Source organism: Sulfitobacter sp. W074, assembly GCF_025142275.1.
GTDB classification, from domain to species: Bacteria; Pseudomonadota; Alphaproteobacteria; order Rhodobacterales; family Rhodobacteraceae; genus Sulfitobacter; species Sulfitobacter profundi.
Map to the genome: position 1 here is coordinate 168,425 of NZ_CP081131.1, position 25,140 is coordinate 193,564.

A 25,140-nucleotide genomic window follows, 5' to 3' on the forward strand; every position below is an offset into this window, starting at 1 on the left:
CCGCCCGTTTGTTCTCACGCGGCACGCGGCGGTGTATTGCCGTCGCCCAGGTCCCAGAACACGCCCGCCATCACCTGCAGCGCATCGCGGCAGACGGGTTTCAGCACATGTTCATCCGGCGCGTGCTGCGAACAGCTGCGATAGGAATGCGGCACCCAGACCGTCGGCAGACCCAGAATATCGCTGAAACTGTCGTTGGGCAGGGAGCCTGCAAGGTTCGGCAGGATATGTGGCGCTTTTCCGGCGCTTTTCGTGAGGGAGGCCGCCACGAACTTCACCCAAGGGTGATCCGCATCCAGCCGCGTCGCGCGGAAGAAGCCACGGTCATGCGGCTCGATCCGCACCTCCTCAAACCCGTGTTTATCAAGGTGGCGGCGCAGCGCGGGCAAGATGTCTTCGGGATCGGTACCGACCACATAACGCAATTGGCAGGTGGCGGTGGCATAGGCCGAGATCGCGTTGACCGGCGCTTCGGGGACGCCGCTTTTCATCGCGAGAATGGCAAAGCTGTTCCAGCCATAGGCGCGCTCGACCGGGGACAGGTCTTCTTCGCCCCAGTCGGTGTCGATGGCGGGGCCATCATCGCTTTCGATCGGCAGGTCTTTCAGCGCGTCGCGGACCGAAGGTGTCAGACTGTCAGGGCGCCATTCAGCGATCTGGATTTGCCCGCGTTTGTCGGTGATGGTCGCCAGCGCTTGGGCCAAGATCATCGCCGGATCGGCAAGCAAGCCACCCCAATTGCCCGAGTGATGCGCCCCGTCGCGTTTGTCGATGATCAGATCGAAAGAGACCCCGCCGCGCGAGCCCATGAACATGGTCGGCACATCGGGTTGCAGGCGCGGCCCGTCCGAGGCGATCAACACATCCGCCGTCAGCTTCTCGCGATGTTCGGTAAAGAACTCTGGCAAGCCCGCGCTGCCGGTCTCTTCGCTCATCTCGATCACGATGCGGCAGTTGAACCCCAGCTTGCCGCGGGTCTTCAGCACGGCTTCCAGCGCCGCGATATTGATCAGGTGTTGGCCTTTGTTGTCGGCGGTGCCACGACCATACAGCTTGTCGCCTTCCTCAACCAGTTTGAAGGGATGCAGCCCCTCGCGCCACTGGTCGGTTTGGGCGCGGATCACGTCGCCATGGCCATAGGTCAGCACGGTCGGCAGATCGTCGCCCTCGCGGCGCTCACCGACCAAAAGCGGCCCGCCGCGTGGGTCGGGGTTGTCGTGCAGCGAACAGGTAAAGCCCATCGCGGTCAGGCGCGGCTTCATCGTCTCGGTCAGGTAGCGCATGAGTTCAGGCGCTTGGTCGGGGTTCTGGCTTTCGGTCTCGTAAGAGACGAGGGTGCCCAATTCGGATTGGAATGTGCCGTCGTCGAAATAGGTCGTGATCGCTTGGATCGCGCTGTCGCGGGTCATGCTTAAAGGTCCTTTGTCATATCTTCGGAAACGGCGTCGCCCCAGGGCGACATGATCTCGGTGCAGCCGGAATTGCGCCCCGCGTCGCGCATTACACCTGCCGGGCAGGCAAAGGCGTAGGGAAAGATCGTGCGCTTTGTTTCGGCGACGGTGCTGTCTTCGCGCAGACGGTCCAGCACATCGCGCGGCAGGTCTTCGTCGGCAATGAGTTGGTTCGCGTCCGAAGCGTCGATCCGGGGCGCGTGGAAGCTTTCCTCCAACGACATGTCGAAATCGGTGACGAAGGACGACAATTGCGCCACCGCGCCGAGGATCTTGCGCCCGCCGGAGGCCCCAAAGGCAAAGCGTTTTTCACCCTGTTCGCCGACCACCGGGCAGACGTTCATCAAGCAGCGTTTGTCCGGGCCGAGCGAGTTTGGGCGGCCCTGAACGGGATCGAACCACATGATGCCGTTGTTCATCAAAAACCCGGTCGACGGCGAGACGACCCGCGAGCCGAAGATCGACAGCAGTGTCTGGGTCTGCGCCACCATATTGCCGTGACGGTCGACGACCGAGAAATGCGTGGTGCAGCCCGGGGCCTCGGGGCTTTCGCCGGTGTCGCCCATCGATCCGAGCCGCCGCGCATAAGCGCCCTTTAGCGCCGCAGCCATCGCGGCATAGCTGTCGGGGCCGGGAGCGCTGCCGAGGTCTTCGGTTTCCAGCGAGGCAAAGGTATCGCGGAAGGTCGGGCCAGCGGTCAGCCCCGGCACCACATGGAACCGCGCGTCGCGGTAGGCGAAATCGAGCGGGGCGTGGAACTCGGCCCGGTAGGCTTGCAGGTCTTCGCGCGAGAGGCTGCCGCCCTTGTCCTGGACATCCTTCGCCATGGCCGCGCCAAGGTCACCGTCATAGAGCGTCCGCGCCCCATGGCGCGCGATCTGATCAAGGCTGTCGGCCATGCGCGATTGATCCAGCCGCTTTTCGGCCAGCGCGGTCCAACCGCTGATCGTTGGCCATTGCCCATCTTCGAGGAAAACAGCCGCAGCATCCGCATCTTTGGCCAATTCGCGCGTGCACGAGGCGATGACGAGTGCGGCATACCAATCCACCGTCAGCCCCTTGCGGGCGTGGTCAATCGCGGGCGACAGCAGTTCGCCCCAAGGCATCTTGCCAAAGCGCGCGTGCGCTTGGCCCAGCCCATCGACCACACCCGGCACGGCAATTGCCGTAGCACCCTGCACGTTACGGTCGCCTTCGACATGCTCCCACGGGAACAGATCGCCCGCCTTGCCGCGCCCGCTGAGCGGATAATTCGCCGGGTCAAGCGCGCCGGGGCTGCGCATGCCGTGGTTCAATGCGTGGGCCTGACCTTCGTCAGCGCGCCAAAGCATCATTGCCCCGCCGCCTGCCGGGCCGCTCATCCAAGGCTCCAATACCCCGATGACGAAGGAGGTGGCCACGGCGGCATCTACCGCATCGCCCCCTGCCGCCAGCACCTCGGCCCCCGCGATTGCTGCCAGACGGTGCTGTGCGGCGACGACGCCATGTTCGGTTTCGATGACGGTTTTGCGGGTTTGACTGCTGTGCGACAGGTTCGATGACATGGGATTACTCTTGCTCGTACATGGGGGTTTCCGGATCGTGCAGATGGCAGGCAACATGGCCCTCTGGGATCGGAATGTGGTGCGGCGCCTTTTGCGTGCAGAAATCCGTCGCGCGCGGGCAGCGCGGGTGGAAATGGCATCCCGGCGGCGGCGCGATCGGGTTGGGATAGGCCATGCCAAGTTGCGTGTCCGGCACGCCCAAGCCCGGCTCGGGCGTCAGCACGGATTTCAACAGCGCCTGCGTGTAGGGATGACGCGGCGCGTCAAAAAGCCCGGCGACCGAGTTCTGCTCAACGATCTCGCCCAGATACATCACCGCCACGCGGGTCGCGAGGTGTTCGACCACGGCGAGGTCGTGGCTGATGAAAAGGTAGGTCAGGCCAAACTCTTCGCGCAGCTCGCCCAATAGGTTGAGGATCTGGCTTTGTACCGACACATCCAGCGCCGAGGTCGGTTCGTCGCAGATCACCACTTCGGGCTTCATGATGAGCGCGCGCGCAATAGCGACGCGCTGGCGCTGGCCGCCTGACATTTGGCTGGGGTAGGTGTTCATCACCCGCTGTGGCAGGCCGACAACGTCGAGAATTTCCTTAACCTTTTTCTTGCGGCTGGCCTCATCCCCGATGCCATGCACCCGCAACGGCAGAGAGATCACGTCATAGATGCTCTTGCGCGGGTTGAGCGAGGAATAGGGATCCTGAAAGATCGGTTGGATGCGTCGCGCCAGCGCCAGACGGCCCTGCTGCGTGATCTCTTCGCCGTCGATCTTGACGTGACCGGCGGTGGGTTGTTCCAGACCCAGCAGGATCTTGGCGAGGGTGGATTTACCGCAACCGCTTTCGCCCACCAGACCCAGCACTTCGCCGCGTCCCAGTTGCAGCGATACGTCGTTCACGGCTGTCAGCGGTTTGACCTTGCCGAACATGCCCTGTTTCACTCGGTAGGTCTTGCTGACGCCCGAAAGCTCCAGCACCGGGGGGGTGTTTACGCTGTCCTTCATACGGTCAGCTCCTTCTCGGAATGGCGTTTGCCATCGGGGAAAATGCAGCGGAAGGCGTGGCTGCCCTCCTCTCTTTTCGGGATCTCGCCCCGGCATTCGGCAACCGCATGCGGGCAACGGGTGCGGAAGACGCAGCCTTCGACTTCGCCCACCAGCGAGGGCACGATGCCCGGAATGGTCCCCAGTTTCGCGCCGCGGTCGGTCTTGCCGGGCAGGGGGATGCAGCGCAGCAATCCGCGGGTATAGGGATGCGAAGGCGCGTTGAAGATGTCGCCCACCGGCCCGGTCTCGACCAACTCGCCCGCGTACATCACCGCGACCTTGTCGGCCACGCGCGCCACAACGCCGAGGTCATGGGTGATCAGGATCACGGCCATGTTCATCTCGCGGCCCAGATCGTGCAGCAGCCGCAGGATCTGCGCTTGGATCGTCACATCAAGCGCGGTTGTCGGCTCATCCGCGATGATCAGTTCCGGCTCGCACATCAGCGCCATCGCGATCATCACGCGCTGGCGCAACCCGCCTGAGAGCTGGTGCGGATACTGCGACAGACGGCTCTCGGCGGCGGTGATGCCGACTTTTTCCAGCAGTTCAATCGCCCGGTCCCGTGCCTGTTGGCGGCTGACCTTGCGGTGCAAGAGCAGCGCCTCGGCCAATTGGTCGCCGATCGTATAGGCGGGGTTCAGCGAGGTCATCGGCTCTTGAAAGATCATCGCCATCCGCGCGCCGCGCAGCTTGCGCATCTGGCCTTGGCTGGCGGTGGTCAACTCGGTGCCATCAAAGGTCATCCGATCCGCGTTTCGCTTGATGGATTTGCCCAAGAGCCCCATCAGCGCGAGCGAGGTGAGCGATTTGCCCGACCCGCTTTCGCCAACGATACACAGGGTCTCGCCACGGTTAAGGTCAAAGTCGATCCCACGTACCGCATGCAGGGTGCCGCTGCCCGTGGGAATGTCGAGCCGCAGGTTGCGGACGCTCAAAAGAGGTTCTGTCATGGGTCAGCTCCGGTTTTCGGGGGCGGTCACGTCGCGCAGACCATCGCCCATCAGATTGATCGCCAGCACCAGCACAAAGAGGACGGCACCGGGGATCAGCACAAGCCACGGCTCGAACAGCATCATGTTCTTACCTTCAGAGACCATAAGTCCCCAGCTTGGCGTCGGCGGTTGCACCCCAAGGCCAAGGAACGACAGTGCCGCTTCCAGCAGGATCGCGTGGGCCATTTCCAGCGTCACGACAACGATCAGATTGTTGGCGATATTGGGCATGATCTCAGACAAAAGGATGCGCGGGGTGGAGGCACCGATGACCTGAGCCGCCGCCACGTATTCGCGCCGCCGCACCTGCATGGTCGAGGCGCGCATCACCACGGCGAAACGATCCCAGAGCAGCAGACCCAGAACGCCGATCACGACCTGTAGCGAACCGCCAAGGATCGCCACAACCGCGAGGGCCACCAGCACCACCGGCATCGCCAGACGTACGTTGATCAGGAAGGTCACGACCGCATCGACTTTGCCACCGAAGTAGCCCGCAGCCACGCCCATGGCCGTGCCAATCACGCCCGAGATCAGCGCCGCCACGGCCCCGATCAACAGGGAAATCCGCGCACCATAGATCAGGCGCGACAGATAATCGCGGCCAAGGTGGTCGGTGCCCAAGGGATGCTCCCAATCGCCGCCAAGGAACACAGGCGGCTCCATCCGGGTCATCAGGCTTTGCGCATAGGGGTCATGGGGTGCGATCCATGGGGCGAGGATCGCGATGATCGTGAGGATGATCAGAACGATCGCCCCGATCAGCAGACCTTGGTGCCCAAAGACGCGCTTGCGCAGCATCTGGCCGGGGGTCGGGCCGGTGATTTCGTCCAAAAGGCTGTCATGTGTACCAGCGGTGATCATGTCAGCTGCTCCTCATGCGGGGGTCGAGCCATGCATTCAGCACGTCTGCGAGGAAGGTGAAAACGATGTAGAACATCGAGAAAATCAGGATCAGTGCCTGTACGGTGGGCAGGTCATTCCGCGCGATGCTTTCCCACGCCAGATAGCCTGCGCCATGCAGCGCAAAGATCGATTCAACCACGATGGAGCCGCCCAGCATGAAGCCCATCTGCACGGCGGCAAGGCTCACCACCGGGATGATCGCGTTGCGCAGCGCATGGCGGAACAGCACGCGGCGTTCATTGGCCCCCTTGGCCCGCGCGGTGCGGATATAGTCGGAGTTCAGAACATCCAGCATCCCGGCGCGCGTCAGGCGCATGATGGCGGGCATCGCGTAATAGCCCAGCACGATGGTCGGTAGAATGAAATGACGCCAAGTCTCGGTGCCCGATGGCGGTAGCCAGCCCAGTTGGATCGCAAAGACAACAATCAGGATCAAACCGAACCAAAAGCTGGGCATCGCTTGCCCGGCGACCGAGATGAACAGCGCTACACGGTCAATGATCGAATTGGGACGGATCGCGGCGACCACGCCAAGCGGCACGGCAGTCAGCAGCGCGAAGGTGATGCCGCAGACGCCCAGTATCATGGTAACACTGAGACGGTCGGCAATGAGCGAGGCAACCGGCAGGCGGAAATAGTAGCTCTCGCCAAAATCGCCCTGAATGGCCGAGAACAGCCATTCGCTATATTGCACCAACATGGGCCGGTCGAACCCGTAGAGACGGCGCAGCGCCTCGATGTCTTCGCCACTGGCGGTTTCGCCCGCAAGTGCTGCGGCGGGGTCGCCCGACAGGAACAGCAGGCTAAAGCTGATAAACGACACGGTAAAGGCCACGAGAAGGGCCAGTCCCAAGCGTTTGAGAATGAATTGAAGCACGGGTGCAACTACCTTGAGGCTGCGCCGCAGGCGGATGGCCTGCCGCGTGGGTCTGGGTGGGGTGCGGAAAAAAGCAGGGCAGGGGCACCGAGCACGGCGCCCCTGCGGATCGGTTTACTTCCAGCTGGCCGTGGTGAAGCGCAGAACTTCGTCGGCTGTGGGCGTGTAGTCCACCTCGTTGGTGGTCACGTAGTTGGTGTTGTAGGAGAACATCGGCGCCCAATAGGCTTCCTCGGTGATGCGTTCGATCGCTTTGGAGTAGTTCTCTTTGCGGACCTCTGGGTCGGTCGAGCTGTCGGCTGTGTTGAGGTATTCCAGCGTCTCATCGTCCATCGCATAGTCGAGCGAGCCATGTTTGAAGAACTGGCTGACCATGGCAGAGGCATCGTTGATCGAATAGCTGCCCCATGTCTGGAACGACACGGCGGTTTCGCCTTTCATGTTCTGCTCACGCAGGGCGGAATACTGCAACATCTTGAAGTTGGTATCGATGCCCACAGCGTTCAGGTAGCTTGAGATCGCTTCGGCATATTCGCGGTCGCGGTAGGCATAGAAGTCGATAGTCAGACCGTCTTCATAGCCCGCTTCGGCCAGCAGTTCCTTGGCCTTCTCGGGGTTGTACTCATACTCGACCGCCGCCTCTTCGTCGCAGCCAAACTGGCTGGGGAAGCAGGGGGTGTAGACGACTTTGGACTTACCCTTGAGCAGCGCGTCGACCAGTTCCTGACGGTTGATCGCGTGGTTCACCGCTTTGCGCACGCGGATGTCGGTGAAGGGGCTGTCTTCGGAACGGCCCGCCGCATCCAACGTCAGATAACCCACACGCATGGTGGATTCGTTGGAGACCTGAAACTCATCCCGCTCGGCCAGTTTCTCGGCTTGGTCCGAAGGCACCTGCCAGATCAGGTCGAGCGACCCGCTGAACAGTTCCGCCATCTGGGTGTTCACATCCGGGATGGTGCGGATGTCGACGTTTTTGATGCTGGGCTTGCCTTTGGGGCTGTCATGGTAGCCTTCGTAGGCTTCCAGTTTGAAGTGCTGGCCGGGGACGACTTCGGTCACTTTGTAAGGGCCGGTTCCGACGGGTTTGAGGCCCATGCCTTCGGGGCCAGCTTCTTCGTAGTAGTCGCTGGGGTACATCGACACGGGGCCGGACAGGAATTCGATGGCCGCTGGGAATTTCTCTTTCAGCATGATCCGCACGGTGTAATCGTCGATCTTCTCGGCCGATTTCATCCAGTTCACGTTGCGCTGTGTTTTCACGCCGTTGGCCTCATCGGCCACGTAGTTGACGGTGAACACCACGTCATCGGCGGTGAAGTCCGACCCGTCGTGGAATTTCACACCTTCGCGCAGTTTGAATTCGATGGTCGTGTCGTCGATCCATTCCCATTCGGTGGCGAGGTTGCCCATGTATTCGTTGCTGACCGGATCGCGGTAGATCAACCCGTCCCAGACGGCGCGCTGCAGCACAACGCCTTCGCGCGATGAGTTGAAGTAGCTGTCGACGTTCTCAAGTTCTTTGGTGAAGGCGACGTTCAGCGTGTCGTCTGCCTTGTCCGCCCAAGCCGCACCCGTGGCGGCGGCAAGGATAAGGCCGGTGATGGTAGATTTCAGGACCGTGGATTTCATGGTCAACTCCCCTGTTGGTTTACGAATTCGGTTTCGTATCGTTTTTGACTTGCGAAGCGTATCATATAATAATACTTGATATCGCTATACGATTAGTAAACGCAATGAGCTTGGCATACGTCAAGCCCCGGTTTGAACAATTGGGCCGGTTTCAGGGGTAGGTGATTGGAAAAGAAGCAAAATACGCTCTATGTGGGATCACTTGCCAAGGGGCTGCGACTGCTCCGCGCTTTTGATGAATCGCATACGGAATTGTCACTGGTAGAGCTGGCCGCGCGCAGCGGGCTGGACAAAAGTGCCGTGCAACGCCTTGCGAATACGCTGCATATCGAAGGCATGTTGGAGAAGGATCCGGCCACCCGACGCTATCGCCCCTCCCATGCATGGCTCGAACTGGCCTATGCTTATTACTGGTCAGATCAACTGGTCGGGCAGGCGATTCCCAAGCTGATCGACCTCAGCCAAGAGATCGGTGAGACGGTGAATCTGGCCGAGCTTTCCAAGGACCATATCATCTACGTCAGCCGCTTGCCCTGCCAACGGACCTACTTCGCGGCGACGGTGATCGGGCGGCGGCTGCCTGCGCTTTCGACATCGGCGGGGCGGGCGATCATCTCGACCTTCTCGCCCGAAGACCGGGAAGAGGCGATTGAGACTTGGCCGCTCAAGCCCTTTACCGCGCGCACCACGATGGACCGCGCCACGATCCGCAACAGCATCAATGAGGCCGTCCAACATGGCCATGCGATTTCAAGCGATCAGATGATTCTGTCAGAGATCGGTGTGGCTTGCCCGATCACCGGCCCAGACGGGCGCGCCTTTGCGGCGGTGCAATGTTCGGTCTCGGCTCACACCTGGACGCGCGAGCGGATCAGGGCCGAAATTCTGCCGCGGTTGCAGGACACGGCGAACGCGATTTCACCATCCTCACAGGTGCATCGGCGCTAGAAAAAGGCCGGAGCATTTCGCCCCGGCCTTTGATTTCTTATTCCCAGTTCAGCTTTTCTTCTCGCTGCCAGAACCGCAGCTTGCGGCAGGACTGAAGGAAGTCACCCGCATTCTCGGCAGAGACTTCCACCGTGCCCTCGTCCTTCTCAACGCCGGCGGCATTGAGCAGCGGATCGGCGGCTTTGGTCCACGCGATGAATTTGTTATGCGCAAAGGCGTCCGAGACGAAATCCTGCGAGGGTTTGTTCTTGGCGATCTTGTCAGCCTTTTCGTCGCCAAAGACCAAGGCCACCGCGTCAAAGACCACCGACGGCCCGCCGTCGATCTTTTCATCCGCCGCGCGGGTGCTGCCATCTGACAGGGTGACCCCTTGGATATGCGGCGTCACGATCGCGACCATCGCGCCCTCGTCGGCGAACGTTTTCTCCAAGGCTTCCACGATCGACGCATCGGCGCCCTCCGTCAGGAACAGACCCAGCTTGCGGCCCGCGAAAGTGTTCGGCGGGTTTTTCAGAATGCTGAGCGCATCTGATGGCGGCAGATCGGTGATCGGGGTCCGGGCGGGTGTGGCCGGTTCCGGCATCTCGGTCACGCCAAGACCTTCGGCCACTTGTTTGGCCAGATCGTCATGCACGTTCATCAGATGCGACAGCATCCGCAGGCGAATGCGCTCTTCCTGACATTTCGACAGTTCGAACGTATAGGCCGCCGCGATATGCTGCTGTTCGATCTCTGTCTGGCTGATGTAGAACTGCCGCGCTTGGCTGTAGTGGTCGGCGAATGTCTCAGAGCGCACGCGCTGTTTGGTGCCGCTGACCTCTTCCGCGTAGCTCTTGAACCCAATCTCCGGGTTTTCCCGGGGGCCGCCATCTTCGCCCCAGCTGTTGGGCTCATAGTTCACCCGGCCTTTGGGGTTGTGCATCGCCATATGGCCGTCTTGTTGGAAGTGATGAAACGGGCATTTCGGCGCGTTGATCGGAATATGGGTAAAGTTCGGCCCCCCGAGGCGTTTGATCTGCGTGTCGAGATACGAGAAGTTCCGCCCTTGCAGCAGCGGGTCATTCGTGTGGTCGATCCCGCGCACGATGTTCTGGGTGCAAAAGGCCACCTGCTCGGTCTCGGCAAAAAAGTTGTCGACGTTGGCATCCAACGTCAGCGTGCCAATGATGCGCACCGGCACCTGTTCTTCGGGGATCAGCTTGGTCGCGTCGAGGATGTCGAACTCAAAGTTATCGGCGAATTCGTCGTCAAAGACCTGAATGCCCAGATCCCACTGCGGGAAATCGCCCGCGTCGATGGCATCCCACATGTCGCGGCGGTGGAAATCTGGGTCCGCCCCGTTGATTTTGAGCGCCTCGTTCCAGACCACCGATTGCACACCTTGCTTGGGCTTCCAGTGGAACTTGACGTAATGGGATTTGCCCTCGGCATTGACCAGCCGGAAGGTGTGGACGCCAAAGCCTTCCATGAAGCGGAAGGAGCGTGGGATCGCCCGGTCAGACATCTGCCACAGAGTCATGTGGATCGCCTCGGGAGAGAGCGACACGAAATCCCAGAAGTTGTCATGCGCCGATTGCGCCTGCGGGAAACCACGGTCGGGGGCGGGTTTGACAGAGTGGATGAGGTCGGGGAATTTGATCGCGTCTTGGATAAAGAACACGGGGATGTTGTTGCCGACCAAGTCCCAGTTGCCCTCTTTGGTGTAGAACTTCGTGGCAAAGCCGCGCACGTCACGGGCCAGATCAAAGGACCCTTTGTTGCCCGCGACGGTTGAGAAACGGGTGAAGGTCGGGGTCTTTTCGCCGACGCGCTGGAAAATATCAGCGGCAGAAAGTTCGGGGATCGCTTCTTTGAGTTCGAAATGCCCATGCACCCCGTAGCCGCGGGCGTGAACGACACGCTCTGGAATGCGCTCGTGATCGAAATGGAACATCTTTTCGCGAAAAACGTGGTCTTCCATCAAGACCGGGCCGCGCGGGCCTGCTTTGAGCGAGTTCTGATCATCCGCGATCGGACCGCCCTGCGCGGTCGTCATCGTCTTTTCACGGTCCGTGGTTTGCTGGCGGGGTTCACCGCCTTTGCCAAGTTCTTTGTCTGTCATGATCTTTCTCCACAGCGCCCCCGGAAATAATCGGGAGGATTTCTTGCTAATATGTGGCGGGCACAGATGGCCGCTCCAGAGGGGGCGGTAATCGCCCGACCCTATGAAAGTTCAACCGCCCCGGCGGTGCGGGGTTCCGAGGTTTCTGCGACTTGAGCGGGAAAGTTCTCGCCCCTCCAGCAATTGGCTGGCGCCTGACCGGGCGACGCGGTTGCTTCCTCTCCCTCTGGCAGGTTTAGAAAGGCGCGCAGCTTCGCGATATGCGCAGGCAGTTCTCGGACCGGGACGCGCTGCGGTTGCGGAACCTGTGCGGGCCAGCACCCCAAAGTGCCGCGCTGCACCTGATCAAGAAGGGTCGCTACATTCGGCAAACAGTCGTCGGCCAAATATTCCGTTCCGGCCAGCCGAATACGCAGGGTATCCGCCATTCCGCCCGCCGCCCGTCCGACAAGCCTGCAAGAGGCTTCGACCCAGATGTCATCCGCGTGATGCACCCGAAGGCCCGCCGCCCGCGCGGCGCGGATGATCGCGCGGTCCTCGCCGCAGGGGATCGGGGCGAAGCCGCCGACGGCCTCATAGGCCGCGCGGGTAAAGCCAAGGCTGGCCCCCGGTGCTTCGCCGTGGCTGTTTTGCAGATCGGCGCAGTTGGGGGCATGGCGGGCGTAGAGTTCCAGCACCAAGCGGCGATAGGCGGACTCATTGGCCTCTAGGCCGGGGTCTTGCCCCGCCAAACAGGCGGCTTCTTCGGGGTTCAGCGTCACTCTGCCACAAAGGGCATCGTAGCGGTGCAGGTGTTGAATGCTGCGGGCGACCCAATCGGGGCTGACGCGGCAATCGGCATCGGTGGTCAGGATCTGGCGCAGATGGGGCATCTGTTCCATGGCCACGGCGCCGCCCTTCCGCCGCGCCGCCCCGACCCCCATGCCGGGCGGAAAGGTGAGGTCGAGCACAGAAAGGTCAATGCCATGTCGCGCCGCCGCCAGCATGGCAATCTTGGCGGTGTCGTCGTCGGTGTTGTTCACCACAAGGATCACGCGGATACGGTCGTTGCACTGCGGGGCAAGAGCGCTCAGGCAGGCGCCGATCCGCTTCGCCTCATTTCGGGCGGGGATGATGATTGCGGTGTCCTTCCAGCGCTCGAAACTCATGCCCACTCCCCCGGAAACGCGCGGTCGATGCGGTAGTTCTCGGTCTCACTCACGCAGGTGAATTCATGGGTGCTGAGCGCACGTGCAAAGCCCTTGAGCGCCTCTTCTCCCTGAAGCGGGTTCCCGGTGTCCCCGCGCCAAGTCACACAGATGATCTCGGCCTGTGGCCAACGGGTCGCGATGTCGGAGGCCAGATGCTCCAGCCCCGGATGATCCAGAAAATAAAGCACCTCTGACAGGATCAGCAGATCAAAGTCACCCTCGGGCAGGGGGCCGGGATAGAACCCTTGAATGAACCGCCCCTCAGGCACCGCTTGCCGCGCGGCGATGAGGGCGCTGGTCACGGCGTCCATCCCGGTATAGCGCGCGCAAAGGTCAACCAGGTGCCGCGCCAATTGCCCATTGCCGCAGCCCAACTCAAAGGCCGAGCGGTAGCCATCTTGCGCAAGCGCCGCCCGTGTCGCCGCGAATTTGGCCTGCTCATAGGCGCTGTGCTCAAACCCCCAAGGATCGCTCGTCTCGGCATAAAGACCCTGAAGATGATCCAACCCCACGCCCATCACGGCATCCTCCAGAAAATCTCATCTTGCTGCGCGAAAAGGTCGATCATCGCACCGGGCAGGACAAACCCTTGGGGGTCGTCTTGCACGACCTGCCCAAGCTGGCTGCGATGCGCCCGGATCGCGGCGGTTTTGGCCCCACGGTAGGTGGCGGTGTCGAGGGTGAGGGGGGCGTAGCCAGCGGTGTTTGCTGCGAAGTTCGGATCGTCAAAACGGCTCCAGACCGGGTAGCTGTGGAAATGCAGATCGGGGCGCTGCGCCCGCAACGCCTCGGCCAGTTTTGCGGTTGTCTGATGATCGCAATGTTTGTCTTCGCGGGCGGGAACAAAGACGTGCCGCGCGGCTTGGCCGTCGATCAGCGCTGTCAGCGCCGGCAGGATGTCGGCGGCGGAAACCTCATGCAAGCGGCTGTCGGGGTGGCCGAGCCACGTCAGGTCCGCCGTGCCGCCGCCGAGAATTTCAAGCGCCTCAATCAACTCGCCGCGGCGCGTTTCGGCCAATCGCACCGGGGGCCAGTCGCGAGAGGCGGGGTGGCTGGCGCTGCCATCGGTCACGCAAACGACATGCGCCCCGGCGCCTGCAAAGGCACGGGCCAAAAGGCCGCCGCAGCCGAGTGTTTCATCGTCGGGATGGGGCGCAAAGACCACGATCTTTTCGCGGCCCGACAGGGCATCGGCAAGGGGCGCGTTGCGGCTCATCCAAAGACACCCCAAGTCGCTTTTTCACTGGAAAGCGCGTGGCCTGCGGCGCGTTGCAGAAAGGCGTCCCGCGCTGCTTGGCGCAGGTAGACCGACAGGTCCCGCGCCATGCGGCCAGTCTCGGAAGAGGCCGTGAAATGCCGCAGGCCGAGGCTTTGCTCAACCGCTTTGATCGTGTCGAGGGCGACTTCCTCGGTGTAGAGCCGCGCCGCGATGGAGGTGCCGACGATGGTCTCTTCCTCGTGGTCGCCCACGCTGGCCTCGCCTGCGCGTTCGACCAGCGCCATCCCGGCCCAGACCCGCATCAAGACCTGCATCAGTCGCGCCAATTGGGCTTCGGCCTCAAGCCGGTCTATATCGCGCAGGGCGCTGGCCGCCGCATCGATCAACCCCGCCGCCGCGCCAGCCTGAAGGGCCGCGATCCGCCAGACCCCGCCGATGAAATGCGGCTCTTTCAGGTAGTCACCCGGGGCACCAATCCGGGCGTCCTCGGCAAAGGGCAGCCCGGAGAAATTATACGTCCCCGAGGCCGTGGCCCGCATCCCCAGCATGTCCCATTGCGTGGCATCGCCCCGTTTCGGGTCGGTCACATCAATCAGCGCAAGCTGCACCTTGGGGCCGGAATTGAGCGAGATAAGCGCGTGAGTGACGGTGCCGAGACCAGAGGCGAAGGTCTTCTCACCTTGCAACACACTGCCCTCGGCCTTTGCAGGCGTGCCGCCATCGGCCCCCCAGACCCCCAACAGTCCGCCGTCTTTGATCACCTGTTTTGCGTGTTCTGCCTGTGCCGGACTGCCGTAGAGCCGGATCAGGCGCAGCGCGTTAACGTGGCCTTCCCACAAACGCCCCACGCTAAGATTGGCCGCGCCGATCTGCATCAGCGCATGGGCGGTGCGCAGGGGGGAGGCAGCACCGTCTTCCAACATCAGACCCGCGTCGCGCAGAATCTCGATGGAGGCGCTGATCGGTGCCGTGCCCGCCTCCTCGTCCGGCGCCGCTTTGCGCAATGCGCTTCGGGCCGCTTGAGAAAGGACATCCGGTTGAGAACTGGGCGGAAAAGGATCGAAACGCGGCGCACTGTTCATGACAGTTTCCGACAGCCGCTCACGGGTATAATCACCAGATCAAGCATCACGATTCAGCCCCCATTCATGAAACGGGCAGCCTGCGCGGTCGGCAGCACTGCCTTTGACAGTGCAACCGATCAACTTATGCCTTGGTTCCCCCTTACGTTGCAGCCGCGAGGGGGGAGCCGATTTCAGCCCTCAGGAATCTCGCTCATAACCTTGGGCACGTGGTAGCCTTTTTGCACCGCGTCGTGCGCGCGTAGCCGTTGGTACCACGCCCGGACATTGGGGTAATCGGCAAGGTCGATCTGCTGCCATTCATAGCGCGAGACCCAAGGCCAGCAGGCCATATCGGCGATGGAGTATTCGCCGCAAATGTGGTCGCGCCCCTCAAGCTGTTTGTCGAGCACGCCATAAAGCCGTTTGACCTCCGCGCCGAAGCGGTCTTCGGCATAGGCGGCCTTGCCGGGGTTGAAATGCAGGAAATGATGCGCCTGCCCGGCCATCGGGCCAAAGCCGCCCATCTGCCACATCAGCCATTGCATCACCTCGGCCCGCGCGGCCTGACCTTCGGGCAGAAAGCGGCCATATTTCTCGGCGAGGTAGACCATGATCGCGCCGGATTCCATCAAGCTCACCCCGGTGTCATGGTCCACGATGGCGGGGATTTTGTTGTTGGGGCTGATTTTGAGGAAGTCGGGACTGTGCTGCTCATCTTTCCCGATGTTGATGGAATGGACGTTATAGTCGATCCCCAATTCTTCCAGCAGGATCGAGACCTTGCGGCCGTTCGGGGTGGTCCATGTGTAAAGGTCAATCATCGCTTTGGTCCCATATGTAGATGCGCGGTTTAATTTCTTGCAATGTTAAGCAGGCGGCTTGTGGCGGGTCAACGCAAGGAACCGCAGCGGGGGCAGGGGGTTTGCTTAACAAGGCACTATTTGCGGAGCGAAGATGCAGAAAAGTGATCCCCTATCGCAGCCCGACATCGCTGATCGCGCGAAATCCGTTTTGGAAAAGCTTTGCGCGCGGGACCTCCATATCGCCACCGCCGAAAGCTGCACCGGCGGGCTGGTTGCCGCCCTTCTGACGGATATCGAAGGTTGCTCTCATGCGTTTGAGCGTGGTTTCGTCAGTTATACGGATCAGTCCAAACACCAGCTTTTGGGGGTCGACCGGGCGCTTTTGAACGCATGCGGCGCGGTCTCCCGCCCTGTGGCGATTGCGATGGCCGAAGGGGCAATGGCGCGCTCAGGTGCGCAGATCGCCGTCTCGACCACCGGATTTGTCGGACCGGGACGCCCCGAGGACGAAGAGGGGCTTGTGCATTTTGCGCTTGCACGCGAGGGATGTAACACGGTTCATCGGGCCGAGTCCTTTGGGGCCATTGGCCGCGATGCTATCCGGCAGCGATGCCTTGAAACGATATTGGATATGTTGGAGGAGAGCCTGACGTGAGCAAGAGCCAAGCCGCCGCCTTTACCGCCTACCACCGTCACGGCTTTGTCCGGGTGGCGACCTGTACACCCCATGTGCGGCCTGCTGATGTGGCCTTCAACCGCGATAGCCTGCTGGACGAAATGCGCCGCGCCGATGCGGCGCGTGTTGATCTGCTGGTCTGTCCCGAACTGTCGCTCTCGTCCTATGCCATTGACGATCTGCACATGCAGGATGCGCTGTTGGATGCGGTGGAAGAGGCGCTTGGCGCGCTTGTCGAAGCAAGTGCCGAGATGACCCCCGTGATCCTGCTCGGCGCGCCGCTGCGCCGGGAGGGGCGGCTGTACAACTGCGCCATCGCCATTTCGCGCGGGCAGGTGCTGGGCGTCGTGCCAAAGTCTTACCTGCCCAATTACCGCGAGTTCTATGAGAAACGCTGGTTCGCCCATGGCCGTGACACCGGCGGAGAGATCACCGTCGCGGGCCGCCGCGTGCCCTTTGGCGATGATCTGATTTTCGAGGCGACGGATCTGCCCGGCCTTATCTTCCACGCCGAAATCTGCGAAGACCTCTGGACGCCCGCGCCGCCTTCGTCGGAGGCCGCACTTGGGGGCGCGCTGATCCTTGCCAATCTTTCGGCTTCCAACATCGTGATCGGCAAATCCTCTGACCGTCATCTGCTGTGCCGGTCGCAATCCATGCGCGCCTTTGCGGCCTATGTTTATTCCGCCGCCGGGCCGGGGGAGAGCACGACCGATCTGGCCTGGGACGGGCAGGGGATGATCCATGAGTTGGGCGATCTGCTGGCCGAATCCACCCGCTTCCCACTTGAGCCGGAGCTGACCATCGCCGATGTGGATTGCGGGCGCATCCAGTCCGAGCGGATGCGGACGGGCAGTTTCCACGATGCCGCGCGGCACCACGCGCCAGAGTTTCGCCGGGTCACCTTCGCCCATCAGCCGCATCATGAAAACGCCGGGCTGATCCGCCCGCTGCGCCGCTTTCCCTATGTGCCGAACCGCGAGAGCCACCTCGATCAAGACTGCTATGAGGCGTTCAACATTCAGGTCGAAGGGCTGCGCCGCCGGTTCGAGGCGACCAAGGGCAAGACCATGGTGATCGGCATTTCCGGCGGGCTGGATTCAACCCATGCGCTGATCGTGGCGGCCAAAGCCTGTGACCGTATGGGCATCCCGCGCGACCGTATTCTTGGGTTCACCATGCCCGGCTTTGCCACCTCCGAAGGGACCAAGTCCAACGCTTGGAAGCTGATGAAGGCGATGGGCATCACCGCCGATGAGATCGACATCCGCCCCGCCGCGCGGCAGATGCTGGAGGATATGGATCACCCCTTCTCGGGTGGGGAGCCGGTCTATGACATCACCTTTGAAAACGTGCAGGCCGGACTGCGCACCGATTACCTTTTCCGGCTGGCCAACCAGCGGCAGGGCTTCGTCATCGGCACTGGCGATCTGAGTGAGCTGGCGCTTGGCTGGTGCACCTACGGCGTCGGCGACCAGATGAGCCATTACGCGGTGAACACCGGCGTGCCGAAGACGTTGATCCAGTATCTGATCCGTTGGGCCACCCGCTCGGGCCAGTTCGACGCAGAGACGGACGGGGTGCTGCAAGCCATTCTGGACACCGAAATCTCGCCCGAATTGGTGCCCGCAGGCGAAGATGAAGAGATCCAAAGCACCGAGGCGATGATCGGCCCCTATGAGCTGAACGACTTCTTTCTCTTTCACACCATGCGCTACGGGCTCGCCCCATCAAAGGTGGCCTTTCTGGCGTGGCACGCATGGCACGACATCGAAGAAGGCCGCTGGCCCGAAGGCTTCCCGCAGGCCAAACGCAACGCCTATGACTTGGAAACCATCCGCCATTGGCTCGAAAAATTCCTGCACCGCTTCTTTGCCACCAGCCAGTTCAAACGCTCGGCCTTGCCGAATGGGCCCAAGGTCAGCGCCGGGGGCGCGTTATCGCCGCGCGGTGACTGGCGCGCGCCTTCGGATAGTGTCGCAACCCCGTGGTTGGAAGAGTTGCGCAGCAGCGTGCCGGAAAGCTGGCCGAAAGGCTAAGCCGCGCTATTCCTCGCGGCTCAACTCACCTTCGACAAAGTTCGGGGTCAGCGGCGGTGCCGCGTGCCGCTCTTGGGTTTCAGGATCGCTGCGCAGGGTCATGCGCAGCAGCCCCCACGCCACGATGATAAGTTGAAAGCCGCCAAGCGCCAGCGGCAGGCCGCGCGGCCCCAGCGTATCCAGCAGCACACCCGCCAGCAGCGGGCCGATTGCCGCGCCAATCCCCTGCATCAGCACCAAACCGCCCGAAACGGCCACCACCGCCGAGCCGGGGGCGCGGTCGTTGACATGGGCGATCACGATGGACTGCGCAGGCAGGACCAGCCCACCGATGGCGAACCCCAGAACCAGCAGCATCGTCCCCGTCGGCGCCGGGATCGGCAGGGTCAGCAACATCAAGGCGCTGCCTGCGGCGGCTAGCCCCACGCCAAGACCCCGGCGGCTCATCCGGTCGGACATCCAACCCAGCGGGAACTGAAGCACCAGGCCGCCGATGGTAAAGGCCGCGATCAGCAGGGCGATGCGGGACTGCGTGTATCCCATTTCCTGAGCAAAGAGTGGTGCCAGCCCGTAGAATGTCCCGATGGAGGCCCCGACCAGCCCCGCGGCCACCGCGCCATAGGGCGACAGGCCCCAAAGGCGGCGCAGTGAAGGCGGCTCTTGCGCGCCCTCAGAGCGCGGCCCTTCCACGCGGCTTAGCGAAATTGGCACCAGCGACAGTGACATGACGATCGAGACGAGCACGAAGAGGATGAACTCAGCCGGATCCCCAAGGTTAAGCAGGAACTGCCCTGCCGCCCCCGACGCCATGCCGACCATGCCATAAACCGCCAGCAACTTGCCCCGCTGCGCGGAACTGACCGACGCATTGAGCCAGCTTTCCGTAACGATGATTAACCCGGCAAAGGCGAAACCCGTCTGGCAGCGCACCGCGATCCAGACCCAAGGATCGACAAAGGCCAAATGCATCAGCGCCGCCGCAGAGGCAACAGAGGCGAGCGCGGCAAAGGTGCGGATGTGCCCCACGCCGCTGATCAGCCGCGGCGCGACGAAAGACCCAATGCTCAGCCCCGCGAAAAAGCCCGACATGATCAGGCCGGTGGTCGCCCCGCCAAACCCCTCAAGCCCCGCGCGCACGGCCAAAAGCGTGCCTTGCAGCCCGTTGCTCATCTGCAAAAGCGAGAAGCCCAGTAGCAGTGTCGCCAGTGGTAGAACCGTCGCGCGCATGATGTCCCCTTTGGTCTTTTGTCTGGCCTTGGCCCCGGTGATTGCCTGGCCTTTGAGCCGGAATATGTGCGGCGGCAATCGAATTTCTAGTAATCAACCCCCGCGCCCTTTCACCGGGCTGGGTTCCGCGCCATAGTGGTAGCAGCCAGCGGCCCCGTCAGGGAATGCCCGGCCATTGATCAAGCAGATTTGACGTGCCTTTTTCGGGGGGATGCTCAATTATGCGCCTTGTAAAACAATTTGAAAGCGCATCCCCGTGAAATCCCTGCGCCAATTTTTCGTATTTTTGCTGGTTCTCATTGCTGGTCTTTACATGATGTTGACCTTCGTCCCCGCCTCCCGCCCCTATGTGGCTGAGACGGGTCTGCTCGATCTTTTGGGGATCGAGGTCGCATCGCAAGAGCCGGGGTCGTCAGGCCGCGGTTGGGGTGGCGGCGGGCCCTCGCTGGTTGTCACGGCAGCGGTAAGCCAAGAGACCTTGGCCGACCGGATCACCGCCATCGGCGACGGGCGCGCGCGCCGCTCGGTCACGCTGCGCTCCAACGCCGTGGGGGTCATCACCGACCTCAACCTGCCCGCCGGACAGTTGATCGAGGCGGGCACCGTGGTCGCCCTGCTTGAGAATGAGGCCGAGCAGATCGCCCTGAAACAAGCCGAATTGCAGCTCGAAAACGCCCGGACCGAGCAAGACCGGGTGAAACGGTTGCAAAATACCGGTGCCGTCAGCGAAGTGCGACTACGCGAGACGGAATTGGCCCTGCAAAGCGCCGAACTTGCGCTCAGCCAAGCGCAGTTCGATCTGTCGCAACGCCGCATCCTCGCGCCGATCTCGGGCTGGGTGGGGATCACCGACATCGAAGAAGGCGACCGGGTGAGTGCGCAGGATCAACTGGCCACCATCACCGACCGCAGCGAGATCCTGATCGATTTCCGCGTGCCCGAGCGGGTGGTGGGCAAGCTGGACCTTGGCAAAGAAATCACGGTCACCCCGCTTGGGATGCGTGATTTGACGCTGACGGGCGAGGTCAGCGCCATCGACAGCGTGATCGACCGCGCCAGCCGCACGCTTTTGGTCCAAGGCCGGGTGCCGAACGCAGACGACCAGTTGCGCGCGGGCATGGCCTTTTCGGTCAGCCTTACCTTTGTCGGCGACCCTTTCTTGGCGATCCCGCCGCTCGCGGTGCAATGGTCCTCGGACGGGCCATTTGTCTGGACGGTGCGGGAGGGCAAGGCGCATCAAGTCGCGGTCGAAATCGCGCAGCGCAACAGCAATTCCGTTCTTGTCCTGTCGGAGGGTCTGACCGCCGAAGATGTGGTGGTGACCGAAGGCGTGCAAACCCTGCGCGAAGGCGGTGATGTGCAAGACGCCAACCGCGCGGGCAGCGTGCAATCGGGTGCCGCGCCTTCGCGGAAGACCACCCTATGAGCGCCGCACCCTCGGGCGAAGGCCCGCCGCCCCCCGCCTCCGGAGCGGGCACGGCGCTCTTCGTGCGGCGGCCAATCCTCGCCTTTGTGTTGAATGTGCTGATTGTGCTGGCGGGCATCGCCGCGCTTTTTGGCGCCGAGGTGCGTGAGCTTCCCAATGTCGACCGGCCCGTCGTTACCGTCACCACGACATTCTCGGGCGCGTCCCCGGAATCCGTTGATCAGGAACTGACCGGGCGGATCGAAGGGGCGGTGGGCCGCGTCTCGGGTGTGCGGGCGATTTCCTCGAACTCCCGCTTTGGGCGCAGCCGGGTCACGCTTGAGTTCAACGACAGCACCGATATCGACGTGGCTGCGACCGATGTGCGCGACGCGGTGGCGCGGATCGTGAACCAACTGCCCGAGGGCGCCGAGCAGCCGCAGATCGTCAAAGCCGACGCCAACGCCCAGCCGGTGATGCGTATCGCCGTGACCTCCATGGGCCGCTCGCCCGAAGAATTGACCAAACTGGTGCAGGACCGCGTCGAAGACCGGCTGATCTCGGTCAACGGGGTGGCGGATTTGCAGGTCTATGGTGACCGCGAACCGTTTTTCCGCGTCGATATTGATCAGTTGGAACTGGCCAGCCGGGGCCTGACCTTGGGTGACATCCAGCGCGCCTTGGCCGATGTCGCCTATGACGCGCCTGCGGGTGATCTGGCCGGGGACCGGCAGTCGATCAACGTGCGCACCACCGCCAGTGTCGCGACCACGCAGGCCTTTGAGGCGATGGAGATCAAAGAGAATGTCCTGCTCGGCGATGTGGCCACCGTGACGCTCGGCCCCGCCGATGGTGAGACGATCCTGCGGGCCAATGGGCAGTTGGGTCTGGGCATCGGCATCATCCGACAGGCGACCTCGAACACGCTTGAGATTTCGCGCGATGTGCGCGCCGTGGTGGCAGAGTTGAACGAGACGTTGCCCCAAGACGTGCGGATTTTCGTGACCTCTGATGATGCGACCTTTATCTCTGGCTCGATCCGCGAGGTGCTGTCGACGCTGGCCTTTGCCGTGGGCATCGTGGTGGCGGTGATCTTTATATTTCTGCGCGACTTCCGCGCCACGCTGATCCCGGCGCTGACCCTACCCGTGGCGTTGATCGGCACTTTGGCGGCGATCTATCTGGTCGGGTTTTCGATCAACATCCTGACCCTTTTGGCACTGGTTCTGGCCACCGGCATGGTTGTGGATGACGCGATTGTGGTGCTAGAGAACATCGTGCGCCAGCGCGCGGCGGGGATGGGGCCACGGGCGGCGGCGGTGCTGGGCACTTCGCAGGTGTTCTTTGCCGTGGTAACCACCACGGCCACGCTGGCGGCGGTCTTTATCCCGCTGTCGTTCCTGCCCGGTCAGGCGGGCGGGCTCTTTCGGGAGTTTGGCTTTACCCTCGCCATCGCGGTGATGCTGTCCTCGGTGGTGGCGCTGAGCCTTTGTCCGGTGTTGGCCAGCCGTCTGCTGACCAAACCAGTGGCGGAGAACCCGCGTGGCCCTGTCGTGGCGCTTGGCAATGCGTTGTTTCGGCTCTACGCCGCGACCCTCAAATGGGCGCTGGCGATGCCCTATGTCGTGGTGCTGATCGCGGCCTTTGTGGCGTTGACGGCAGTGCTGGTGGCGGGCGAAATTCGCCAAGAGTTGACCCCGCGCGAAGATCGCGCCGTGGCGCTGCTCAGCGTGTCAGCCCCGCAGGGCGTCTCGCTCGATTACACCCAAGCCAAGATGCGCGAGATCGAAGACTTGATCACCCCACTGCAAGAGGCGGGCGAGGTGACGAACATCTTCTCCATCACCGGGTTTGGCGCGGATAATCGCGGGTTCATGGTCTTCACCCTTGCCGGTTGGGAAGACCGCGCGCGCAGCCAAGATGAGATCGTGGGGCAGATCAACGGCAAGCTGCGCGGCATCGTCGGCGTGCGGGCCTTTGCGATCCAGCCCAACTCCCTCGGTATTCGCGGGGCGGGGCGGGGGCTGTCTTTCGCGATCACGGGCAACAATTATGAGCAACTGTCGCAGGTCGCGCAGGCCATGGTGGACCGGCTGAGCACTGACCCCGCGATGGGCCAAGTGCGGCTGGAATATGAGCGCACGCAGCCACAGCTTTTCGTGCAGATCGACCGGACGCTCGCGGCTGATTTGGGCGTCGACATCACCGGTCTGGGCCAAGCCTTGCAAGCCATGCTCGACGGGCGCGAGGTGGCATCGGTCTTTATCGACGACACCAGCTACGGCGTGCAGATGTTGTCGACCTCGGACCCGGTGAACGACCCGCGCGACCTTGAGAACGTCTTTGTCCAATCGGGCAACGGACAGATGATTTCGCTGGCCAGTTTTGTCACCCTCGAAGAGCGCGCCGTCGCCCCTGAGCTGGACCGGGAGGGGCAGAACCGCTCGGTCGAGATCTCAGCCGGGCTGACGCCGGGCCTGTCGCTGGGCGATGCACTGGCGCAGGTGCGGACGGTCGGCCAAGAGGTGCTGGACGAAGAGAACCTGATCGTCCCCTTGGCCGAAGCCGCCGCCTTGGATCAAACCAGTTCCGGGCTGTTCGTGACCTTCGGCTTTGCGATCCTTGTGGTTTTCCTTGTCCTCGCCGCGCAGTTCGAGAGTTTCGTCTCTGCCATCGTGGTGATGGCCACGGTGCCTTTGGGCCTTGCCTGCGCGATTTTCGCGCTGCTGATGACCGGGCAAAGTCTGAACGTCTATAGCCAGATCGGGCTGGTCATGCTGATCGGGATCATGGCCAAGAACGGGATTTTGATTGTTGAATTCGCCAACCAGCTGCGCGATCAGGGCGCGGATATTCACGGCGCGATCTTTGGTGCCTCTACCATCCGCCTGCGCCCAGTGATGATGACGATGACCTCGACCGTGCTGGGGGGCGTGCCGCTGATCCTGTCCTCGGGCGCGGGGGCCGAGGCGCGCGAGGCGCTCGGCTGGGTGATTGTCGGCGGCTTGGGCATGGCCACGCTTTCGACGCTCTATCTCACACCTGTCGCCTATTTCTTGCTGGCACGTTTCACCACGCCCAAAGCCGCCGAAGAAGCCCGCCTGCAGGCCGAATTGTCAGAGGCGCAATTGGTCTGAGCGGCCGTTGCCGCCGATATTTCTGCGCCCATGCAACTTCCCACCGCACTGGGCGTTTAGCCATGTAGGATCGAACCGAAAGGGACAGGAACGTGCGTGGCGATTTGGATTTGGCAAAGGCGGACCAGCAGCATCCGACTGACGCGGCGACGCGCCAGAGCCTGTTTACCGATAAGTCCACATGGCGCGTTGCGCGGGCCGAGCGTTTTGGCCTTGTGGTCGATGCGGCGGATTACTTCCGTGTCTTGCGCAAAATCTTTCTCGGCGCGCGGCAGCAGTTGATGCTGATCGGCTGGGATTTCGACTTTGAGCTTGAGATGCTGCCGGGCGAGAGCGATGAGGACGGCAATGCGCCGGACGGCTATCCCAACCAACTCGGCGCCTTTGTAGAGGCGGTGGTTGAGCGGACGCCGGAGTTGCATGTCTACCTGCTGAAATGGAACGGGGCCGTGCTGGCCGCGCCGGGGCGGCTGGTGCCCTCGCTGGCGCTGAGCCTGTTTGGCGGTGACCGGATCCATTTCGCCTTGGACGGGCATCACCCCTTTGGCGCCTGCCACCACCAAAAGATCGTCGTGGCCGATGATGCCTTGGCCTTTTGCGGCGGCATCGACGCGACCGAAGACCGTTGGGACACGCCCGATCACCTGCCGCATGATCCGCGCCGGGTGCGCAAAGACGGCTCTCCCTCCGACCCTTGGCACGATGCCACCTCGGCGATGTCTGGCCCTGCCGCCGCGGCCTTGGGCGAATTGTCGCGCCGACGTTGGTTGAGGGCCACGGGGGATGAAATCGCGAAGCCGAATGGCGCGCCCATGTTCGAATGGCCCAAAGACCTGCCGGTGGATGCCGAAGACATTGATGTGGGGATCGCCCGGACCGAGCCG

At 62.4% G+C, this 25,140-nt stretch carries 19 protein-coding genes; 5 read left to right on the top strand and 14 right to left on the bottom strand.

Annotation, left to right across the window (positions count from 1 at the left end; translation table 11 throughout):
- Window positions 1–14: 14 nt before the first annotated feature.
- The 7 genes from K3762_RS18110 to K3762_RS18140 form a co-directional block, all read right to left on the bottom strand.
- A complete protein-coding gene (locus K3762_RS18110) occupies window positions 15–1,409 on the bottom strand; it encodes a M20 family metallopeptidase (RefSeq protein WP_260012903.1) in 1,395 nt (464 codons plus the stop codon).
- 2 nt (window positions 1,410–1,411) lie between these two features.
- On the bottom strand, window positions 1,412–2,995 hold the full coding sequence (locus K3762_RS18115; protein ID WP_260012905.1) for a gamma-glutamyltransferase: 1,584 nt from the start codon (window positions 2,993–2,995) through the stop codon (window positions 1,412–1,414).
- 4 nt (window positions 2,996–2,999) lie between these two features.
- Window positions 3,000–3,995, bottom strand: coding sequence for an ABC transporter ATP-binding protein (locus tag K3762_RS18120; RefSeq protein ID WP_260012907.1), 996 nt, complete (start codon window positions 3,993–3,995; stop codon window positions 3,000–3,002).
- Window positions 3,992–4,990: an ABC transporter ATP-binding protein gene (locus tag K3762_RS18125; RefSeq protein ID WP_260012909.1), complete on the bottom strand. Its 999-nt coding sequence runs from the start codon at window positions 4,988–4,990 to the stop codon at window positions 3,992–3,994. The genes K3762_RS18120 and K3762_RS18125 overlap by 4 nt, the downstream gene beginning before the upstream one ends.
- Before the next feature lie 3 nt (window positions 4,991–4,993).
- A complete protein-coding gene (locus K3762_RS18130) occupies window positions 4,994–5,896 on the bottom strand; it encodes an ABC transporter permease (protein ID WP_120352353.1) in 903 nt (300 codons plus the stop codon).
- A 1-nt stretch (window position 5,897) separates the two neighbouring features.
- Window positions 5,898–6,815, bottom strand: a complete 918-nt coding sequence (locus tag K3762_RS18135; protein ID WP_132445294.1) for an ABC transporter permease — start codon at window positions 6,813–6,815, stop codon at window positions 5,898–5,900.
- A gap of 114 nt (window positions 6,816–6,929) precedes the next feature.
- Window positions 6,930–8,447: an ABC transporter substrate-binding protein gene (locus K3762_RS18140; protein ID WP_132445291.1), complete on the bottom strand. Its 1,518-nt coding sequence runs from the start codon at window positions 8,445–8,447 to the stop codon at window positions 6,930–6,932.
- A 165-nt stretch (window positions 8,448–8,612) separates the two neighbouring features.
- On the opposite strand from K3762_RS18140, the gene K3762_RS18145 reads away from it, so the two are divergent.
- Window positions 8,613–9,395: an IclR family transcriptional regulator gene (locus K3762_RS18145; protein WP_067936249.1), complete on the top strand. Its 783-nt coding sequence runs from the start codon at window positions 8,613–8,615 to the stop codon at window positions 9,393–9,395.
- Between the two features lie 37 nt (window positions 9,396–9,432).
- On the opposite strand, the gene K3762_RS18150 is transcribed toward K3762_RS18145, so the two are convergent.
- The 6 genes from K3762_RS18150 to K3762_RS18175 all read right to left on the bottom strand — a co-directional run bounded on the left by K3762_RS18150 (window position 9,433) and on the right by K3762_RS18175 (window position 15,790).
- Entirely contained in the window at window positions 9,433–11,496 is a 2,064-nt protein-coding gene (locus K3762_RS18150; protein ID WP_132445288.1) for a catalase, read from the bottom strand.
- 101 nt (window positions 11,497–11,597) lie between these two features.
- The gene (locus K3762_RS18155; RefSeq protein ID WP_260012912.1) at window positions 11,598–12,644 is read right to left on the bottom strand and encodes a glycosyltransferase family 2 protein; all 1,047 of its coding nucleotides are present in this window, start codon (window positions 12,642–12,644) and stop codon (window positions 11,598–11,600) included.
- Window positions 12,641–13,204, bottom strand: coding sequence for a nodulation S family protein (locus K3762_RS18160; RefSeq protein WP_260012913.1), 564 nt, complete (start codon window positions 13,202–13,204; stop codon window positions 12,641–12,643). The genes K3762_RS18155 and K3762_RS18160 overlap by 4 nt, the downstream gene beginning before the upstream one ends.
- A complete protein-coding gene (locus K3762_RS18165; RefSeq protein ID WP_260012914.1) occupies window positions 13,204–13,902 on the bottom strand; it encodes a PIG-L deacetylase family protein in 699 nt (232 codons plus the stop codon). The genes K3762_RS18160 and K3762_RS18165 overlap by 1 nt, the downstream gene beginning before the upstream one ends.
- Entirely contained in the window at window positions 13,899–14,987 is a 1,089-nt protein-coding gene (locus K3762_RS18170; protein WP_260012916.1) for an acyl-CoA dehydrogenase, read from the bottom strand. The genes K3762_RS18165 and K3762_RS18170 overlap by 4 nt, the downstream gene beginning before the upstream one ends.
- A 173-nt stretch (window positions 14,988–15,160) precedes the next feature.
- A complete protein-coding gene (locus K3762_RS18175) occupies window positions 15,161–15,790 on the bottom strand; it encodes a glutathione S-transferase family protein (protein WP_260012917.1) in 630 nt (209 codons plus the stop codon).
- A 133-nt stretch (window positions 15,791–15,923) separates the two neighbouring features.
- Between K3762_RS18175 and K3762_RS18180 the strand changes: the two genes are divergently transcribed.
- Both K3762_RS18180 and K3762_RS18185 read left to right on the top strand, forming a co-directional pair.
- On the top strand, window positions 15,924–16,427 hold the full coding sequence (locus K3762_RS18180; RefSeq protein ID WP_260012918.1) for a CinA family protein: 504 nt from the start codon (window positions 15,924–15,926) through the stop codon (window positions 16,425–16,427).
- A complete protein-coding gene (locus K3762_RS18185; RefSeq protein WP_260012919.1) occupies window positions 16,424–18,487 on the top strand; it encodes an NAD(+) synthase in 2,064 nt (687 codons plus the stop codon). The genes K3762_RS18180 and K3762_RS18185 overlap by 4 nt, the downstream gene beginning before the upstream one ends.
- Window positions 18,488–18,493: 6 nt before the next feature.
- On the opposite strand, the gene K3762_RS18190 is transcribed toward K3762_RS18185, so the two are convergent.
- Window positions 18,494–19,714 carry an MFS transporter gene (locus K3762_RS18190; RefSeq protein WP_260012920.1) on the bottom strand — a complete coding sequence of 407 codons (1,221 nt, stop codon included), beginning with the start codon at window positions 19,712–19,714 and terminating at the stop codon, window positions 18,494–18,496.
- Between the two features lie 256 nt (window positions 19,715–19,970).
- Here K3762_RS18190 and K3762_RS18195 point away from each other — a divergent pair, with 256 nt between their 5' ends.
- Window positions 19,971–21,140: an efflux RND transporter periplasmic adaptor subunit gene (locus K3762_RS18195; RefSeq protein ID WP_260012921.1), complete on the top strand. Its 1,170-nt coding sequence runs from the start codon at window positions 19,971–19,973 to the stop codon at window positions 21,138–21,140.
- Entirely contained in the window at window positions 21,137–24,256 is a 3,120-nt protein-coding gene (locus K3762_RS18200; RefSeq protein WP_260012922.1) for an efflux RND transporter permease subunit, read from the top strand. The genes K3762_RS18195 and K3762_RS18200 overlap by 4 nt, the downstream gene beginning before the upstream one ends.
- Window positions 24,257–25,140: the final 884 nt, after the last annotated feature.